The sequence below is a fragment of the Bradyrhizobium septentrionale genome (assembly GCF_011516645.4).
In the GTDB taxonomy this organism is placed as follows: domain Bacteria; phylum Pseudomonadota; class Alphaproteobacteria; order Rhizobiales; family Xanthobacteraceae; genus Bradyrhizobium; species Bradyrhizobium septentrionale.
This window is the reverse complement of sequence record NZ_CP088285.1, coordinates 243,089-261,605: the sequence shown is the minus strand read 5'-3', so window position 1 is coordinate 261,605 and position 18,517 is coordinate 243,089. Positions and strand designations below refer to the sequence as shown.

Sequence of the window (18,517 nt, the reverse complement as noted above, 5' to 3'; positions counted from 1 at the left end):
GTGTACCCTTCCGGCCGCGCTTAGGAGCCAGAGCGCGAGGCGCTTCGGCTCGCGCCTTGCCATCGGCCACAGGCCGGACAGCATCGCTTTCAGATGAACGTGTGACCGCGGTGCTGCACGGCATGCATCCGCGGCCTTCGCATGGCCGGCATCACCAGCCCAGTTCGCGGAGATAGGCCGCACGGGCGGCAACTCCGGTGTGGGTGAAATCCGTGAAGACCCCATCCACGCCGAGGCGGAAGAACTTCAGATATTCCAGGCCCGGATCGCCGCGATAGTCGGCCGCCAGATATTTCTTCTCGTTCCGGAAGGTGAAGACATGCACGAACAGCCCGAGCTTGTGCGCATCGGCAATGACGCTGGTTGCTTCCTGCGTCGAGGCCTCCGGCGTCGATCCCTTGTACGGCTTGCCGTCGGCGTTGCTGTCCTTCCAGGGTGAGATCTTCAACGGAACGATATAGGCCTTCCACGGACCGATGCCGTCGGCATAGGTCTTGATCTCCGCGAGGCCATCAGGGGTCAGCATCGCATCGAAGCCGCGCGAGTCGCCGGCGATAGTCCAGTCGTACGGACGGGACGTGGCGATGTTGTTCAAGAGGACCTTGCCGGTCTTGAAGTCGACGCCGTTGCCGTCCACCAGCTGGACCTGCCGCGTTTCCAGTCCATGGCTGCGCATGTATTTCAGGCTGCCGGGCTCAAAGCTCTGAACGATGATCGGAGCGTCCTTCGCGTTGAGGCCGTTCTCCTTGATGATCTTGATCAGGGCATCCTCGAGTGGATGGCTGCCGGGCGCACCGCAGCCATTGGCGATGGCCTGGGCATTGTTCCAGGTCGGATTCTTGGTTTCCGGATAGACCATGATGGGACGCCCCACAGCCTTGCTCTTGGCCTTGGCGATGTCGATGACGTCCTGGAAACTGATGATCGGGAATTTGCCGTTGAACAGCTTCGGCCTTTCGTTGGCCGCATCATAGGTGGTGCCGGCAATCCAGTCCTTCAGCTCGGCCATGGTGAAGTCGGTGATCGACCAATCATTGGTATGGTCATCGCCGTCGACGATCAGCGCTTTCAGCACCGATTTGGGATCGGCCGGATCGATCAGATCGGTGGGGAATTCGGCAGGTCCGGTGGTGGGAAGCTGGGTCCAGTTCGGCTTGAGGCGGACGCCCGGCGTCGTGCGCTTGCGGGCCGCGACCGCTGCATTGGTCTTCGCCACCTCGGCAATGTTGGTATTGTCGCCGAGCCACGGGTTGTGACGCGCCACCAGCACGCAATCCCTGGTCAGGTGCAGGTCTTCTTCGAGCGCGTCCGTTCCGAGATCGGCGGCGAGCTCATACGATGCCTCGGTCTCCTAGGGCACCAGGCCCGGCACGCCGCGATGCCCGATGACGAGCGGCGGCTTTCCGTCGAGGGTCAGGAAGGGCTTGTTGCCGGCCGGCACTGACGTGGTTTGCGCTGACGCCATCGATGGCGGGAGCATCGCCAAAGCCGCCACACCGAAGAGCATCGCTGCAAGATGTACTTTCCGTCCTGAACGAATGTGCTTCACGGCCGCGCCTCCATCTTTGGTGTAGCGTCGGGTCGAGTGCCACAAGGGCCGAGCCGGCCGACGCTGCTGTCTTCTTGTCTCAATCTCCTGACAGCTGGATGACTGTCGGGCGGGGTGGGCCGACAAAGGCTTTTGAAATGCATCGCGGCGACGCGCACGTCACAGCGGTTCGCCGCCGAGCGTCGCGCGCTTCATCGCTCGATCCGGACGGTCATGCCAGGCTCGAGGCCTTCCGCGGCGCCGGCGGGATCGAGACGCAGCCGCAGCGTGTTGCGGTCGTGATCGCCGATCACGCGCTCGGCCTGCCAGGTGGCGAAGGTGCCGAGCGGCCGCAATTCGGTGATGGCGGCCTTGGTGGTGCCGGCGGCGGCATTCCGGATCACGTTCACGGTCTTTCCGATCGCAAGGCCGTCGAGATGGTCCTCGCGCACGTTGAACGACATCCATTGCTTGCCGGCCGCCGCCACCATCAGGATCGGCTGGCCCGCGCGAACGTTCTCGCCCACTTCCGCAGCGATCACGCTGACCACGCCGTCGGCCGGCGCGCGCAACACCATCTTGTCGAGCCGGCGCTCGAGCACCGCGACGGCGGCCGCGGCCGCCTGCACCTGCGCGTCGGCGATGGCGCGCTCCTCCTTGGTCGGCCCGGCCACCGCGGCGTCGTAATTGGCCTGGGCTGCCGCCACGCCGGCGCGTGCCGCGGCAACGTCATTTACCGCCTGGTCGAGCGCCTGCTGGGTTTCAAAACTCTGGCTCGCCAATGTGCTGATCCGCTTGAGCTGGACCTCCACATAGTCGAGGCGCGAATTGGCCTTGGAGATGGCCGCCTTAAGGGAATCGATCTGCTCGCGGCGCACGCCGGCATAGACATTGTTGCGGCTTGCGACGGCAGCGGCAAGGGCGGCCCGCGCCTGGTCGGCTTGCGCGGTCAATTCGATCGCGGAAAGCTTCGCCAGAACGTCGCCTGCATGCACCTGCGCGCCTTTCTCGACCGCGATCGACACCAGCTGGCCGTTCACCTCCGGCTCGACCCTGACTTCGGTCGAGCGGACGATACCGACGGTTGCGGGCGACGACGTCGCGCGCTTCTCGAAATAGATCAGCGCGCCCGCGACGAGCACAAGCGGGACCGCGATCAGGGCGATGCGCCTAGCGTTGGGCATGTTGCTGTCCTCTCTTGAACACCAGCGCCGAGATCACGGCGAGCGCGAAATAGCCCAGCGCCAGACACCACAGTCCGAGCCAGTCATGCGAGACTTCCCAGATGCTGGCGCCGAGCTGGTTGATGCGCACGAGTCCGTCGATCGCGGAGTCGGCCGGGAACAGCCGGCCCAGCGCGGTGGCGGCAGCGGGGATGGCCTCGCGCGGCCATGCGAAGCCGGCAGTGAAGAATTGCGGCAGGCTGGTCGCCAGCAGCAGGATCGTGGCGTTTTCCGGCCGCGTGAACCAGGCGCCGATCGCCTGTCCCATAAAACTCGTCGCCAGCAGGAAGACGGTCGCCAGCGCGAAAATCTGCGGCAGTTGGCCAAGCGTCGAGAAACCGTAGACGCGCGGCAGCACGATCAGATAGAGCGCGAGCGCCGGCAAATAGATCGTCAGATGGGCGATGCCGCGCCCGAACACGCCGGCCAACGCGCCGCGGCCGCTGGCCAGCGCGGTGCCGGTCAGCATCGCCGCGCCGATAAGGAGCGTCTGCTGCAGGATCAGGATGAATGCCGCCGGCACGATGTAGCTCGCATAGCCGCCGACCGGATTGAAGATCGGTTGCAGCAGAACGTCAGATGGGCTGATGCTCGCGAGCTTCGCCTTGACCAGACTTCCGTCGGCGCGGCCGCCGCGCGACACCAGCTCCGATGTCAGCGTGCCGATCGCGGTGGCGACGCTGCTTGCGGTCGATCTGAAGACGAACAGATAGGTGGCGTCGGCGTAGACCGGAATGTGGGCGGTGATGCCCTTGAGCACGTCGCGCTCGGTGCCAGGCGGAATTTGGACCGCGGCAAGCGCATCGCCGCGGTCGATCGCGGTACGTGCCTCCGCCAGCGTGCGGGCGCGCACCGTCACGCTCAACGTGCCGCTGGCATCGAGCGTCTCGACGATCTGGCGGGAGAGATCGCTGAGATCATTGTCGACCACTGCAATCGGCAGCTTGCGCAGGATCTGGTTCAGATAAGGCTGCGGATAGTAGATGCCGTAGATCAGCGGGGCGATGAACAGCAAAGTGAAGGCGCTGCGTGTTCCGAGTACGCGCCGCCACTCCCCGATGAAGGCGCCGCCGACGCCTGGCGGTGTCTGCTCGCTGACGGGCGGTTCGGCCGGCCTCTCCGTCGCAAACCAGCCCCTGCGCGTCAGGCTCGCCATCCGCAGCCATGCGAGGCCGGCGAACAGCAGCGCGAGGCCGGCGAGCGCTGCGAAGGGAACGGCGGATTCCGTTGCCGGCAACCCGCGCGCCGCCTGTCCCATCAGCACCGCCATGTACCAGCGCAGCGGCAGGATAGCGCTCCAGACCTGCGCAAATGTATTCATGCCGATGGTGGGGAAGCCGACGCCGGCATAGCCGAACGCAGGGGAGGCGATCAGGCCGGCAAGTCCCAGCCCGGTCGCGAGGTCGCCGACCAGGAGCTGCAGCAGCGCGCCGACCGACAGATAGGCGATGATGAGGAGCGAGCCGGCAGCAATCATCAGCAGCGCGTCGCCCTTGAAGGGGATCTGCAGCACGCCCTCCAGCACCAGCGGCTGCGCCAGCATGATCACGACGAAGAGCACGAACAGCGGCGCCAGCTTGCCGGCAAGTGCTGCGACCGGATCGCCGCCGGCGCTTGCGAGCCACTCCCGCGCATTGCGGCGGCGGAATTCGGAGCCGACCGAATAGCCCGCGGCGAGCGTGATCACGACATGGATGATGGTCGGCAGCAGCGCGCGCAGCAGGAATTGCGCGTAGTTCTTCTGCGGGTTGACCAGCGCAATGGTCTCCGCGCTCAGCGTACCGATCGAGGACGGCGCCGGCGCCGCGCGCCTGGCGGGCGCTGCCGCGTTCGCCGCGGCGGTCAGCGCATCGCTCAGCCCCGAGGAGGCGATGCCGGCCGCGGTCAGGAATTGCTGGTTGTAGAAGCCGACGACCTGAGGACGGCGATCGGCCTTCAGGTCGCGCTCGAAATTCGGCGGGATGAAGATCGCCGAAATCGCCTTGCCGGACCGGATGTCCTGCACCGCGGTCGACAGCGATCCGGAATCGTCGACGATTCTGAGACTCGGCGACGCGGCGACATGCTGCATCAATGCGCGCGAGGTATCCGACTTGTCGGCGTCGACGATGGTGACGCCGAGCCCGCGGATCACCGGCTGGCTGAACACGGTGGTGAGCACCACGAACGCAAACAGCGGCACGCCGAAAATCAACAGCAGCGCGACGCGATCGCGGAACAGCCACAGGCATTCGCGTTGCGCGACCAGCCAGAATCCCGGCTTCGATGCCAGCCTCATTGGCGCGACCGCCAGTCGAGATAGGCGCTCATGCCCGGACGCAATTCGGGCACCGGCTGCACCGGGTAGGCGCGGATCGAGAATGTCCGCAAATCGAAATCGCCGGTGGCGCGCGTCGCCCGCCAGCCCGCATACTCGCCCTTGGTAGCAATCAGCTTGACCTCGACGGTGACATGACGGTCGTCGAGCGCGGGAATGCGGACGTCGAACTTGTCGCCGACCTTGAGGCCTTTGACCAGATCCTCGCGCAGATCGAAGTGGATCCAGAGATCGCCGAGATCGATCAGCGTCACCAGCGGCACGCCCGGCGAGACATATTCGCCGGGCTCGACATTGCGCTGATAGACCTGCGAGGCGATGGGAGCATAGACTGCGAGCTGATCGATGACCGATTTGACACTCTGAATGTCCGCTTCGGCCTTCTCGACATTGGCTTTCGCGATCGCGCGCTCTTCCTTGGTGTAGCCGTTGACCGCCTGCTCATAGGCCGACTTGGCCTGATCGAGCCCACGCTCGGCTTCATGCAGCGCATCGGTGGTCTGGTCGAGACGCGCCTGCGGCGCGTTGCCTTGCTCGGTCAACGTCTTGGCGCGATCGAAGGTCTTCTGCGCCAGCACCTGGGCTGCCTCCGCGCGCTCCATCTCGGCCTTGCGCGCGGCGATGGTTTCGGCCCGCGTGCCGACCAGCACATTGGCGAGCTGGGCGTCCGCGACGGCCTTGGCCGCGCGCATTTGGTCCTGTTTTGCAAGGGTTTCCGGATTGTCGATGCGCACCAGCACGGCGCCCGCGGTGACGTTCTGGCCGCGCTCGACCGGGATCTCCTTGACCCGTCCGTCGACGCGCGCGGCGATATCGAGCCGCGTGGCATCGACCTCGCCCTGCACCAGCAGCGGCTCCGGCCGCAGCAGATAATAGATCGACAGCGCAACGATGATAGCGGCAATGACACCGACGATGATGGCCGGCGTGCGCGTCGCGGCGTGCGGATTCTCGGGCGGATTCTCTTGGCGTGGTGCAGGTGCCGGCTCGGGCGTGCTTTGGTTTTCGTTACCAGAGGCTTGCGCGTCCATAGCTGACTCCACTCGGCTCACGACCACGATAGTCGCTTACTATGGCGTCGATGTTAAATCCTGCCAACCTCGGCTGCTTGTCCGATCCGGCTCGAATTTGACCGGCTTCGAAAGCAATGCATCGGTGTTGCCGAAGGCATCTCGTTGCAAGATTCTCATCGGCGGGCGGTTGCATGCACAATTCCGGCAGCAGCGGGAATTGGCGTCGTGCATCAGCCGGACGTCTCCGAGCGCGAAGCTTGAATGCGCGTGCACGCGACCGGCAAGCCTGCCGTGCGTTGAATCCGAATCTGCCCGGATCTGCTGATGCGATCACCAGCGTGCGGGTTGACGCGACTTCGGCGCCAGCGACGCCGAGCAAACACAGCAGCCTTGCCTGCCGCGCATAGCCTGCCGGGTCACACGGATATTTGAAGCCCTGCGCCCGAATAAATCGTATCCGATTAAATCGGGATACTTGAAGTCGGCTCATACGGTGCCTTTATCAAGCGCGAACGAGTTAATCGTATGCGATGTAAATCGCGGGAGCGTTACCATGACCACCAGGATTTCCCAGGTCGGAACCACGTTCAAAACCATCGCGCTGGCCCTGGCGCTGTCGGCCATCACGGCGGCGACGGCCTCGGCCCAAGCCGCGATCTCCGAGCCGGCCGCCTACCAGGCGCTCTATCCCTACCGCGACGTGCTCAATAACGGCGCGCCGACGCCGGCGGCAAAACTGGTGCTGGAGCCGCCCGCGGTGCTGCAGGCGCTTCAGGCCCAGGAGAGCGGCATCGGCGTTGTCCATCTGCCGCGCCACGGTTCGCGTCGTGCAGGCCGATAGAGCTAGCGCTTTCAAAACGAAGCGGATCGATTGCGCGATCCCGGTGATCGCGTTGTCGAAGTTGTTCACGGTGCCAGCGCGCCGCCCTGCACGCCGATTGGTGCGGCGCATCCTATCAGCCCGGAAATCCCGATGTTAGGCTGGTCGCGGCAGGAGCGTTTGCGTCCTGTCTGACAGTAACGGGAGGACGACATGGCTGAGAGCGTCTACAAGGTTATCGAGCTGATCGGTACCAGCAAGGACTCCTGGGAAAAGGCCGCCACAGCGGCGGTCAGCAGGGCCGGAGAGTCCCTGCGCGATTTGCGCGTTGCCGAAGTCGTTGAGCTCGATCTGCAACTGGACGCCGCGGGCAAGGTCGAAGCTTACCGTGCCAAGTTGAAAGTCTCATTCAAGTTCGAAGGTTCGTAGGCGCACGCAAAGCGGCTCCCACGAATTCGCGATGGCGTCTAGAGCTTCGGTTCTGATTTGAATCAGAACCGAAGCTCTAGTCTTTTTGTCTTGACGCGTTTTCTTCACGCGAACCGGCGTCCACTTCGCTCGAAAACGCTCTAGTTCGACTTCACCAGCGGGCAGCCGCCCTTGTCGAGCGGGCGGAAGGCTTCGTCGCCGGGCACGGTGGCGATCAGCTTGTAGAGGTCCCACTCGCCCTTGGATTCCTCGGGCTTCTTGACCTCGAACAGGTACATGTCGTGCACCATGCGGCCGTCGATACGGATATGGCCGTTCTTGGCGAAGAAGTCGTTGACCGGCGTGGCGCGCATTTGGGCCATCACCTTCGGCGCCTCGTCGGTACCGATCGCCTCGATCGCCTTCAAATAATGCATGGTCGCCGAATAGAGGCCGGCCTGGATCATGGTCGGCATGTGGCCGACCTTCTCGTTGAAGCGCTTCGAGAAGGCGCGGGTCTCGTCGTTCATGTCCCAGTAGAACGCATCGGTGACGATCAGGCCCTGGGTTGCCTTGATGCCGAGCGAGTGCGTGTCGGTGATTTCCTGCAGCAGCGCGATCATCTTCTGGCCGCCCTGGGTCAGGCCGAACTCGGAGGCCTGCTTCAGCGCGTTGGTGGTGTCGCCGCCGGCATTCGCCAGCGCCACGACCTTCGCCTTCGAGGCCTGTGCTTGCAGCAGGAACGACGAGAAGTCCGACGAGTTGAGCGGATGTCGCACGTCGCCCAGCACCTTGCCGCCGCTTTCCTTGACGACGTTGGCGGCATCGCGCTCCAACGCCATGCCGAAGGCGTAGTCGGCGGTGACGAAGAACCAGGTGTCCTCGCCGCGCTTGACCATCGCCTTGCCGGCGACGTTCGACAGCGCGTAGGTGTCGTAGGTCCAGTGCACCGTGTTGGGCGAGCAGGCGGTGCCGGTGATGTCGGAGGAGCCGCCGCCGGAATTGATGTGGATCTTGTTCTTCTCGCGCGTCAGCGCCGAGATCGGCAGCGCGACCGAGGAGGTCGGCACGTCGAAGATCGCGTCGACCTTGTCATTGTCATACCAGTTGCGCGCGATGTTGACGCCGACGTCGGGCTTGTTCTGGTGATCGGCGACGACCACCTGCACGGGCTTGCCCTTCACCTTGGCGCCGTAATCGGCGACCGCCATCTCGACGGCTGCGACCGAGCCCTTGCCGGTGGCGTCCGCATAAAGGCTCGACATGTCGGTGAGGACGCCGATCTTGACGACGTCGTCGGAGATCTGGGCGTTGGCCGCGGTGCCGGAGGCCGCCAACGCGAGGCCGGCCGCAGCTGCGGCCAAGAGCGATTTCATCGTGTTTTCTCCCTGATTTTTCGTTGGAGTTACTTGGAGGGTTGCTTCCACGGGCACCTTCTATCTGGTGCGGCAACCTGTCGCAAAGACGACTTTTTGGGCATACGCGGCCGGATGGAACAGCCGGATCCGCGCCCTTACAGCGCCGGTAGCGCGGTGACGGCGGCCTTGATGGTGCCGTCGGTTTCCACGATGACCCGGATCGTCTTCGAATCGAACTCGATGCCGGCGAGCCGGATGCTGTTGACCTCGGCGTCGACGCGGATGCCTTCCTCGTTCTTCTGCAGATCGGCGATCGCGGCAGCGATCTTGCGTTGCGCATTGCTCGCGAACGGCTTGAGGTCGACCACCAGGCGGTCGGCGAGCGCCTGCTGCAGGTGCGGGATCGCCGCGCGCGCGGCGGCGCCGAGCAAGCCGAACGCGGCCTCGGATTCGACCGCCAGTTCGACGTCGGCCAGCCGCAGCGTCTGCGCCTGCTGGTCGAGCCGCGGCCGGCCCCAGATGTACACGGTCGCCTCGGCGCCAAGGCCGAACCAGCTGGTCTTCTCCTTGGCGTGCACCAGGAGCGAGATCAACAGCCGGTCGCCGGAGGCGGCGATGCTCGCGCTCTTGACGGTCACGTCGACCGGGCCGGAGCCGTCCTCCGGGAAGGTCTTGCCCTTGAGCTGCGCCTCGACGAGCTGGGTCAGCGTGGTGAAGGACATGTCGACCGGCAGGCCGACCGCGACCTGGCTCGGCATCGGCGGCACGATCGAGAGTTTGTCCGGGAACGGACAGTTCGGGGTGGTCTGCGTCTCCGTGATCCGGGTCTCGGCCTCGATCCCCATTGTGAGGTTCATCGAAGACGCATCGACCTTCGGCTGTGCGGCGATGGCGCGGATCGGCTTCAGCTCGAGCCACATCGGCGGCATCGACGAGGTGCCGCCGGTGCCCTGCAGCGGGATCGAGCGGCAGGCCTTCGTCCATTGCGCGTGGGCGCTGTTCTGGAACACCGGGTCGTTGTGCAATCGCGCCTCGACCGCGGAAATCTGGTCGGCGACCGCCTTGTCGATCACCGGCTTGACCTGGGCCGGCACGCTGATGCGGACGCCGGCGGCCGACAGGCTGGTGTCGCCGAGATTGACCTGCGCCTGCAGGTTCGGCTCGATCCGCCAGGACGCACCGAGCTTCGGCCGCGAGGTCAGGGTGACGCTGCCCTTGATCTCGGCGTTGGCGTTGACATTCTTGATGTTCACTGCGCCGATCTGCTTGGCGACATTGCCGCCGAGCAGGCTGCCGAGTGCATTGCTGACCGCGCCGGTCGCCTGCGCCGACAGCGAACCGGTAACCTTGAGCGTTCCGCTGATCGGCGTCGTCAGCGTCAGCACATCCTGCGCGCCGGTGGCCGCGATCGGCCCGCGCGACGCCGTCCAGCCGATGTCGGCATTTTGCAGGATCTGCTGCACCGGATTGTCGGCCTTGCCGCCAAACGTCTTCGGCGCGCCGCGTTCGGCGGCGTCGCGGATCGCCGACAGGGCGACCGAGACCTGCGCCACGACCGTCGAGGAGCGGGGCGCCTGCGGCAGCGGCGGCAGTTGCGTGAGCTGCGGCGACGGCACGGTGGCGCTCGGTGCGAGCCACTCCATCGCCTTGAGGCTGATCACGAACGAGACCAGCACCACCGCAATTCCGAGCGCTATCGTCCTTGGATGCATCGGTAGACGCATCGTACCCCCGGTAGAAATGAACTTGACCGGGGTTGTACAGGCCCCCCGAGCAGGGCGCCAGTGTGGCCGGATCAAGCTGCTTCGGGGGCGGAAGCAGGTCGCGGCTAGAGATCGCCAAGCGATCGCCACGGAGGTTAACGATTATCAACGCGACGACGGCCCCGGCGTGGCACCGGGGCCGTTGTCGATGTCTCGATATGTCCGGCTTAGCGGATCGCCGAGCCGAGGTCGGCGCGGCGGTCGGTCATCGGCAGCACGATCACCTTGGTGCCGACGTTGACCCGCGAATAGAGGTCGGAGACATCTTGATTGGTCAGGCGCAGGCAACCGGAGGAAACGCGGGTGCCGATCGTCTCCGGCGCGTTGGTACCGTGGATGCGATAGATGGTGCCGCCGAGATACATGGCGCGAGCGCCGAGCGGGTTGCCGGGGCCGCCGGCCATGTGGCGCGGCAGATAGGGCTGACGGGCGATCATCTCCGGGGGCGGGGTCCAATCCGGCCATTCCGACTTCTTGGTGATGGTCTGGGTGCCCGACCAGGTGAAGCCGTCGCGGCCGATGCCGATGCCGTAGCGCATGGCCTGGCCGTTGCCGAGCACGAGATAGAGATAGGTGTTCGGGGTATCGATGATGATGGTGCCCGGCGCCTCGCGGGTCGGATAGGTGACGACCTGGCGGCGCAGCCGGGCAGGCAATTCAACGGAACGGCCTTCCTCCTGTGCCTGGGGCATCGACTGCACCGGCGGCTGCACCGCCTCGGTCGGCGGCGTGAGGATGAACGGGAACATCGGCAGCGGCGCGGCCGCGGCGGAATTCGAGAAAGCGACGGTACCGATCGCCAGCGCACCGAAGGCGGCGGCAGCGAGACGTGCGTTCAGCTTGATGGAATTGAACATTGTCGACCCCTGTTGTTTGCGCCCTGCGCGCCAGTTCCGGCGCGTCGTTGGGTCAAACCAGTACAGGCGAGGCGTTTCAGGACGTTTGCACGAAATCGCCAAAATGGTTTCGTGCCGTTAGGGATTTGTTTCGTCCGTGTTTCGTCGAACGGTTAAGGGCGGGTTGCCGGAAGGGACGGCAAGACCTCAGGGATGGACGTATCCGGCCAATCCGTCCCACAGCAGCTTGGCCGCGGTGATGACCAGAATGGCGTAGCAGGCGCGGTAGAGCGCGCGCTGGTCGAGGCGTTCGTGCAACCGCCAACCGGCCCAGACGCCGACCGGCACGGCCGGCACGCAAAGGGCCATCAGGATCCACAGGCCGCGCGAGGGCGTGGCGAGCACGAGCCACGGACCGGCCTTCAGCAGGTTGCCGACCGTGAAGAACAGGCTGGTGGTGCCGGCGTAAAGCGTCTTCGACATGCCGAGCGGCAGCAAATAGATCGCCAGCGGCGGTCCGCCCGAATGCGCCACCATCGTGGTGACGCCGGAGGACAGGCCGGCGAAGGTCGCCTTGATCGTCGAGCGCGGGCGCGGCTTGATCTCGCCGCCGCCGAGAAACCACAGCGCCGCGAACACCAGCGTCACCAGCCCCATCACGATCTCGACCGCATGCCGGTCAAGATCGCGCAACACGAAATAGCCGAGGCCGATGCCGATCACGAGCGCCGGCAGCAGCATCGCGAGGTCTGTGCGCGACCAGGTGTTGGGGCGCCAGAATCGCAGCGCCGTGATGTCCATGACGACAAACAGCGGCGCCAGCAGCGCGCCCGCCGCGATCGGATCCATCGCCAGCGAGAGCAGCGGGATGCCGACGATGGCAAAGCCGCCGCCGAACGCGCCCTTCATGAAGGCGATCAGGAACACGCCGGCGAAGGCAACGGCGAGCACGAACGGCCCGGGCAGGTCAGCGATAATGGACGTGATCATGGTGTCGTGCGGAGCGTTGTGGTCGTACTCAACATGGCCACGCGCGCATGCACGCGCAATGCAAACATTGCTCTCGGTGCACATTGCTCTCGGTGCAATCGGCGTGCGCGCGCCTAGCCGGCGCGCATCCGCGGCAGGCCCGGCCGGTCACCGTTGATCGCGGCGCGGCGGTCGGTGACGGCGTGGTGGAATTGCTCGAGCGTCAGTCCGATCACCGAGAGATCGCCTTCCTCGATCGCGCCGTCGTCATAGCAATCGAGCGCCTCGCGCAATAGTGCGTCCGCATCGCTCTGCATCGCCGCGAGCTCCTCCGTCGTCTCGGCGCCGCGCACCCGCGAGATCAGCGTCAGCAGATTGTCGCGATGGGTGATGTAGTGCTCGCGCTCCTCGCGTTTCATGTAGTGGCGCAGCCAGGCGCCGGCCGAGCCGAGGCCGGAGATCAGCAGGATGCCGCCCCAGATGTAGTCGGAGTATTTTTCGAGGAAGGTGCGCTCGGTGCCGTCGATATAGGCCGCCGCGCCCTGATGCGCCGGCAGCGCGGCATCCTTGTCGGTGTCGGGCTTCTCGATCTTGGACGCCGCCGGCAGATCGCGCGCGACCTGGAGCCGCAGCGTGAACAATTGCCGGTCGAGCGCGCCGACCGTGGCGTCGTCCAGCCGATGCTGCGCGATGATGAGGTGATTGACGCCGACGGTCTCGACCTTGTCTTCCGGTCGCGCCGGCGACGACGAGAAGATGCTGCCGGCGATCTCCTCGGATTCGTAGCGCGGATGCTTCTGCGCGATGGCTTCCGAGACATCGATCGGGAGGAATACCGGCTCGCCGCGCGCGGCTGCCGTCGCCGTGATCGCATCCGACGTGATCTTGCTGTCGAGCGGGCCGACCGTCATGTAGGCGTCGAGCGAGGGATCGCGCGCGAGGTCGGCGATCTGGCTGGTCTTGAACTGGCCGACCGCGACCTTGTCGGGGTTGACGCCGGACTCGGTCAGGATCACGCGCAGCAGCGTGACATTGGCCTGGGTGCTGCCGACCACGCCGACCTTGTGTCCGGCGAGATCGTCGATGCCCTTGATCTTCGCGGATCGCCGCTTGCCCTTGCCGCCCGAGGGCGCCCACAGCACGACGACGTTCTTGCGCAGGATCGCAACCGACTCGGCGCTCGCGGGCAAATCGAGATCGCCGCGCACCACCGCGAGGTCGACCTTGTTGGCGGTGAACAGCGCGATGCTTTCGGCGGAGCCTTGCGTCGTCAGCGGCTTCAGCCGCACCGCGCTGCCGTCATGCGTAAAGGCCTGTGCGAAGCCCTGGATCAGCTTGACATCCTCGCTGCCGGTCGGGCCGACCGCGATCGAGAGCGTCGCCGGACGCAGCCCATAGAACAGCGCGCCGGCGGCGAGACCGAACAAAAGCATGCCGGTCGCAAGGATCAAGAGCGACGAGTTTCGTCGCCGGAGCCTGCGGCGCGTGGTGCCGGGATTTTCACTCTGCTCTGACATCTCACTGTCACGATACACGAAAAAGCGGCGGTTTGCCGCGAAAAACAACCTAACATTTCGATGACGTCATACGTTTGAAACATCCATGTCAGAACGTCGTGCGAGCAGAATCAAGATTAACGATTTGGATCTCCTGCGATGCGCATTCTCGTTGCGACCGATGCCTGGCATCCACAAGTTAACGGCGTGGTCCGGACGCTGACGTCGCTTGCGCGCAGCGCGGCCGGGCTCGGCGCCGAGATCGAATTCTTAACCCCCGACGGTTTCCGCTCGGTCGGCGTGCCGACCTATCCGGGCCTGCGGATGGCGCTGCCGAACCGCCGCGAGATCGCGCGCCGGATCGAGGAGGCGGCGCCCGAGGCGATCCATATCGCGACCGAAGGGCCGATCGGCTGGGCGGTGCGCGGCTATTGCCAGCGCAACAAGCTCGCCTTCACCACCTCCTATACAACGCGCTTCCCGGAATATGTTTCGGTGCGCACCGGCATTCCCGACAGCGTCGGCTACGCGGTGCTGCGCCATTTCCATGCCGCCGGATCGATGACGATGGTCGCGACCGACTCGCTGCGGTCAGAGCTCGCCGAGCGCGGCTTCCGCAGGCTCGGCTTCTGGACCCGCGGCGTCGACACCAGGATATTCAATCCGGACCAGCCGGCGCTCCTCGATCTGCCGCGGCCGATCTTCATGACCATGGGCCGCGTCGCGGTGGAGAAGAATCTCGACGCCTTCCTGTCGCTCGACCTGCCGGGCTCCAAGGTCGTGGTCGGCGACGGTCCGCAACGCGCAGCATTGCAGCAGAAATATCCCGACGCGATTTTCCTCGGCGAGAAGAAGGGCCAGGATCTGACCTCGCACCTCGCCGCCGCCGACGTCTTCGTGTTCCCGAGCCTGACCGACACCTTCGGTGTCGTGCAGCTCGAGGCGCTGGCCTGCGGCACGCCGGTCGCGGCGTTCCCGGTCACCGGCCCGAAGGACGTCATCGCCGACCATCCGATCGGCGCGATCGACAACGACCTGCGCGCCGCCTGCCTGCGCGCGCTGACGATGTCGCGCGCCGACTGCCGCAATTTTGCGTTGGAACGTTCCTGGGAGAACAGTGCGCGTCAGTTCATCGGCAATCTGGCCACGTTGCAGCCGAGCCGCGCGCCGCGGCCCGCCCGCCGCGTTGCCGGCCGCAGTGCGGTTCCGAATTAACAGCTCAATCGAACGAGAGACGAGAAACTATCTATGGCTGAAATCATCAAGCTGGGTGCCGACCGTTCCATGGACTTCGACCGCGAGACGGTCGAGCAGGCCTATGACCGCTGGGCGCCGATCTACGACCTCGTGTTTGGCGGCGTGTTCAGCAAGGGCCGGCAGGCTGCGATCCAGGCCACCAACAAGATCGGTGGCCGCGTGCTCGAGGTCGGCGTCGGCACCGGCATCTCGCTGCCGCTCTATAGCCAGAACGTCCGCATCTTCGGCACCGACATCTCGGAAGCGATGCTGGACAAGGCCAGGAAGCGGGTTGCCGAGCAGGGCCTGAAGAATGTAGAGGGCCTCGCGGTGATGGACGCCGAGAAGCTCGAATTCCCCGATAATTCGTTCGACGTGGTGATGGCGCAGTACGTGCTGTCGGCGGTGCCGAACCCGGAGGCCGCGCTCGACGAGTTCGCCCGCGTGGTGCGTCCGGGCGGCGAGCTGATCATCCTGACCCGGGTCAGCGCCGATGCCGGCGTCCGCCGCTTCATCGAGCAGAAGCTGCAGCCGGTGGTGCGCCCGCTCGGGTTCCGGACCGCCGAATTCGCCTGGTCGCGCTACACCAAGTGGCTCGCCGGCGCGCGCGGCATGGAGCTCGCGGAACGCCGCCTGATCCCGCCGCTCGGCCATTTCTCGCTGGTCCGCTTCCGCAAGGCCGACGTCGCCAAGGCGGCCTAACAAGGCGGCCTGATAGGGCGGCCTGAGGCAGCCCAGGCGGGCCAAGCCTTGATCCTGCCGGGTGAGGTGGCGCACAGCGCGGCCCGAACCGGGAGGCGCCAACATCTTTCGCCTCATCCCCGTGAACCTGTTCGGGATGAGGCGAGACCCTGCTCCGGTTGCGTCAAGGCGTCGCTCCGCATTGTCATATGTCATTATGATGATGTCACACGCGCTACATCGAATCCCTGTAAATCCAGTCCCGAAAGATGTTGGGGGAACCAATGATCAAGAACTTCCTGCAAGAGCTCCGTACCCAGCGCTGGGATGACCACCGCTTCTACCATCACAGCCGAATCAACCAGAGCCTGCACTTCGTCAGCGCGCTGAGCTTCCTGTTCGCCTATGTGATGCTGTTCTTCGATCCGGTGGTGTCGGCGCTGGTCGGCTGGCTGGTCTCGATGACCTCGCGCCAGGCCGGTCACTTCTTCTTCGAGCCGAAGGGCTACGACCACGTCAATCAGGCGACCCACGAGCACAAGGAAGACATCAAGGTCGGCTACAATCTGCAGCGCAAGGTCGTGCTGATGGCGATCTGGGCGCTGTCGCCGATGGTGCTGTACTTCGATCCGACCCTGTTCGGCCTGTTCAAGCCCTGGGTCACGATGGGCGACTTCACCCGCCAGGTGGCCAAGGTCTGGCTCTTCGTCGGCATCGGCGGCCTCCTGTTCCGCACCATACATCTGTTCTTCATCCGCGACGTCGAGACTGGCCTCGTCTGGATGACCAAGATCGTCACTGACCCCTTCAACGACCTGAAGCTCTATCACAAGGCGCCGCTGTTCCTGATGAAGGGCGAGCTGATCGATCCGGGCCTCGAGAAGCACGTCAAGCACGCCTGATCGTTGATCCCTCATCTTTCCGAAATGCGTCATGCCCGGGCTTGTCCCGGGCATCTACGTCTTGGGACACCTGTGAAGAGACTAGTAGGCCGAACTGCTCGTCGTGACGGCGCTGCGCTCCCTCTCCCGCTTGCGGGGGAGGGTTGGGGTGGGGGTGTCACCGCTTGCGATAATCTTTGTGGGGAGAGAGCCCCCACCCGTAACGCATCTCGCGATGCGCTACGACCTCCCCCGCAAGCGGGAGAGGTGAAGGAAGGACAACAGCGGGGCGAGGGAACGCGAGAGCAGCGCCCGCCGAGCTCAGCGGCCGAACTTCACGGCGACCATCTCTTTCAGGATCTGCCGCTTGATGTTCTTGTTGGTGAGGCCTTCCTTGTGCCACCACCAGCCGTCGCGCTTCATTTTCTCGGCGGCTGCGATGAAGCGGTCGGCCACCTCGCTGAAATCGGCGTCGGTGTAGTTCAGGCTGAAGATCAGGCGGCCGGTGCCGACCCAGCTCAGCGCCAGCCCCTCGGCCCGCAGATAGTATTGCAGCATCCAGTTGTAGCGGGACGGCTCGGTGTAATGGACGGTCCAGATCGACGAGATGTTGCCGACGCGAACCGGCAGGCCCTGGGCCGTGAGGCGGTCGTTGAGCGCCTTGGCGCGGCCGTTCCAGGTCTCGTCCAGTCCGTTGTAGATCGAGCGGAAGTTCGGGCTGGCGAGCCGGCTCAAGAACTCGTCCATCGCCGTCATCACATAGGGATGCGAGTTGAAGGTGCCGCGGGCGAAGCAGATGTCGGCCGGCCGGTCGTCGCGGAAGCGCCGCATCAGATCCTTGCGGCCGCACACCACACCGACCGGAAGGCCGCCGGCCAGGCTCTTGCCGTAGGTCGCCATGTCGGCCTTGACGCCGAAATATTCCTGGGCGCCGCCGGCGGCGAGCCGGAAGCCGACGAACACCTCGTCGAAGATCAGCACGATGCCGCGCTCGGTGCAGACCTCGCGCAGCTGCTTCAGCCATTCGGTGTAGGCGGCGCGGTCGTACTTCGAGGAGCGCGACGAGTCGACCAGCGCGGAATCGCCGGGCGCGTTGGCATTCGGATGCAGCGCCTGCAGCGGGTTGACCAGCACGCAGGCGATATCCTTGCGGGTGCGCAGCACATGCAGCGTCTTCTCCGACATGTCGGCGAGCGTGAAGGTCTCGTGCGGCGACACCGGATTGCCGACGCCGGGCTGCACCTCGCCCCACCAACCGTGATAGCTGCCGGCGAAGCGAACCAGATGCGTCCGCTTGGTGTGGTAGCGCGCGAGCCGCACCGCCTGCATCACGGCCTCGGTGCCCGACATGTGGAACGAAACCTCGTCGAGGCCGGAGATCTCGCAGAGGCGCTTGACATTGTCGGCGATGATCGGGTGGTAGGGGCCGAGCACGGGACCGAGCGCATGCGCGCGCTTCTCTCCCCCGGTGATGCACTCCTTGTAGAAGTCGTTGCCGAAGATGTTGACGCCGTAGGAGCCGGTCAGGTCGTAGAACTGGTTGCCGTCGAGATCGGTGACGGTGACGCCGCTGGAGGCCTGCACGAAGGCCGAGGTGCTGAGATGCTCGCGCACCAGGCGGCTGTACTGGAACGGCACGCGGTAAGTTTCGGTGAACTGCAGATCGGAGATGCGCTCCGTCACCTCGGCGGTGAGCGCGCGGCCCTTGGGGTAGCGGTCCTGGTACACCCCGGCGAGCCGGAAGAAGCCGTCCTGGCGCTGCATCGCGACCTCGGCGGGCGCGCCGTCGGAGCGGAAGAACGCGTCGATGTCGAATTCGTAGTGCGGCACCAGGCGCGCCACCATCTTGGACATCTTGGAATGCCCGGTCAGCGAGCGGTGCTTGGCGCGCGACAGGGCAAGCCGGGCTTTGACTTTGGGGAACGCTGCGGCGGCGCCGGCAAGCGCGGCGGCGGACAGCGAGAGAATCGGAAGGGATGTTTCCATGA

At 65.2% G+C, this 18,517-nt stretch carries 14 protein-coding genes and 1 pseudogene; 5 read left to right on the top strand and 10 right to left on the bottom strand.

The window, feature by feature from the left end; translation table 11 throughout:
• Positions 1 to 151: 151 nt before the first annotated feature.
• From HAP48_RS03170 to HAP48_RS03155, 4 genes and pseudogenes are all read right to left on the bottom strand, one after another.
• A pseudogene (locus HAP48_RS03170) lies at positions 152 to 1,336 on the bottom strand (glycerophosphodiester phosphodiesterase family protein); the annotation flags it as partial.
• Positions 1,337 to 1,740: 404 nt separating this feature from the next.
• Complete coding sequence (locus HAP48_RS03165; protein WP_166214820.1) at positions 1,741 to 2,712, bottom strand: HlyD family secretion protein; 972 nt, start codon at positions 2,710 to 2,712, stop codon at positions 1,741 to 1,743.
• Entirely contained in the window at positions 2,699 to 5,029 is a 2,331-nt protein-coding gene (locus tag HAP48_RS03160; protein ID WP_166214822.1) for an ABC transporter permease, read from the bottom strand. The genes HAP48_RS03165 and HAP48_RS03160 overlap by 14 nt, the downstream gene beginning before the upstream one ends.
• A complete protein-coding gene (locus tag HAP48_RS03155) occupies positions 5,026 to 6,099 on the bottom strand; it encodes an HlyD family secretion protein (protein ID WP_166214824.1) in 1,074 nt (357 codons plus the stop codon). Before HAP48_RS03155 ends, HAP48_RS03160 begins: the two co-directional genes overlap by 4 nt.
• A 535-nt stretch (positions 6,100 to 6,634) precedes the next feature.
• Here HAP48_RS03155 and HAP48_RS03150 point away from each other — a divergent pair.
• Together HAP48_RS03150 and HAP48_RS03145 are read left to right on the top strand one after the other, a co-directional pair.
• On the top strand, positions 6,635 to 6,922 hold the full coding sequence (locus HAP48_RS03150) for a hypothetical protein (protein WP_224496893.1): 288 nt from the start codon (positions 6,635 to 6,637) through the stop codon (positions 6,920 to 6,922).
• Between the two features lie 192 nt (positions 6,923 to 7,114).
• Positions 7,115 to 7,330 (top strand): dodecin family protein, encoded by a 216-nt coding sequence (locus HAP48_RS03145; RefSeq protein WP_166214826.1) that lies wholly within the window; start codon positions 7,115 to 7,117, stop codon positions 7,328 to 7,330.
• Positions 7,331 to 7,470: 140 nt separating this feature from the next.
• Here the strand turns inward: HAP48_RS03145 and HAP48_RS03140 are convergent, their stop codons facing one another.
• From HAP48_RS03140 to HAP48_RS03120, 5 genes are all read right to left on the bottom strand, one after another.
• On the bottom strand, positions 7,471 to 8,685 hold the full coding sequence (locus HAP48_RS03140; protein WP_166214828.1) for an ABC transporter substrate-binding protein: 1,215 nt from the start codon (positions 8,683 to 8,685) through the stop codon (positions 7,471 to 7,473).
• A 137-nt stretch (positions 8,686 to 8,822) separates the two neighbouring features.
• The gene (locus HAP48_RS03135) at positions 8,823 to 10,391 is read right to left on the bottom strand and encodes a DUF4403 family protein (RefSeq protein WP_166214830.1); all 1,569 of its coding nucleotides are present in this window, start codon (positions 10,389 to 10,391) and stop codon (positions 8,823 to 8,825) included.
• Positions 10,392 to 10,597: 206 nt separating this feature from the next.
• Complete coding sequence (locus HAP48_RS03130; RefSeq protein ID WP_166214832.1) at positions 10,598 to 11,287, bottom strand: L,D-transpeptidase; 690 nt, start codon at positions 11,285 to 11,287, stop codon at positions 10,598 to 10,600.
• Between the two features lie 186 nt (positions 11,288 to 11,473).
• The gene (locus HAP48_RS03125) at positions 11,474 to 12,256 is read right to left on the bottom strand and encodes a sulfite exporter TauE/SafE family protein (protein WP_166214834.1); all 783 of its coding nucleotides are present in this window, start codon (positions 12,254 to 12,256) and stop codon (positions 11,474 to 11,476) included.
• A gap of 113 nt (positions 12,257 to 12,369) precedes the next feature.
• Positions 12,370 to 13,752, bottom strand: a complete 1,383-nt coding sequence (locus HAP48_RS03120; protein WP_166214836.1) for a TAXI family TRAP transporter solute-binding subunit — start codon at positions 13,750 to 13,752, stop codon at positions 12,370 to 12,372.
• Positions 13,753 to 13,890: 138 nt separating this feature from the next.
• Between HAP48_RS03120 and HAP48_RS03115 the strand changes: the two genes are divergently transcribed.
• The 3 genes from HAP48_RS03115 to HAP48_RS03105 all read left to right on the top strand — a co-directional run bounded on the left by HAP48_RS03115 (position 13,891) and on the right by HAP48_RS03105 (position 16,550).
• Complete coding sequence (locus HAP48_RS03115) at positions 13,891 to 14,946, top strand: glycosyltransferase family 4 protein (protein WP_166214838.1); 1,056 nt, start codon at positions 13,891 to 13,893, stop codon at positions 14,944 to 14,946.
• 33 nt (positions 14,947 to 14,979) lie between these two features.
• The gene (locus HAP48_RS03110; RefSeq protein ID WP_029078955.1) at positions 14,980 to 15,669 is read left to right on the top strand and encodes a class I SAM-dependent methyltransferase; all 690 of its coding nucleotides are present in this window, start codon (positions 14,980 to 14,982) and stop codon (positions 15,667 to 15,669) included.
• A 263-nt stretch (positions 15,670 to 15,932) separates the two neighbouring features.
• Positions 15,933 to 16,550 (top strand): hypothetical protein, encoded by a 618-nt coding sequence (locus HAP48_RS03105; RefSeq protein ID WP_166214840.1) that lies wholly within the window; start codon positions 15,933 to 15,935, stop codon positions 16,548 to 16,550.
• 300 nt (positions 16,551 to 16,850) lie between these two features.
• On the opposite strand, the gene HAP48_RS03100 is transcribed toward HAP48_RS03105, so the two are convergent.
• Positions 16,851 to 18,515, bottom strand: coding sequence for an aminotransferase class III-fold pyridoxal phosphate-dependent enzyme (locus HAP48_RS03100; protein ID WP_166214842.1), 1,665 nt, complete (start codon positions 18,513 to 18,515; stop codon positions 16,851 to 16,853).
• Between the last annotated feature and the right edge of the window lie 2 nt (positions 18,516 to 18,517).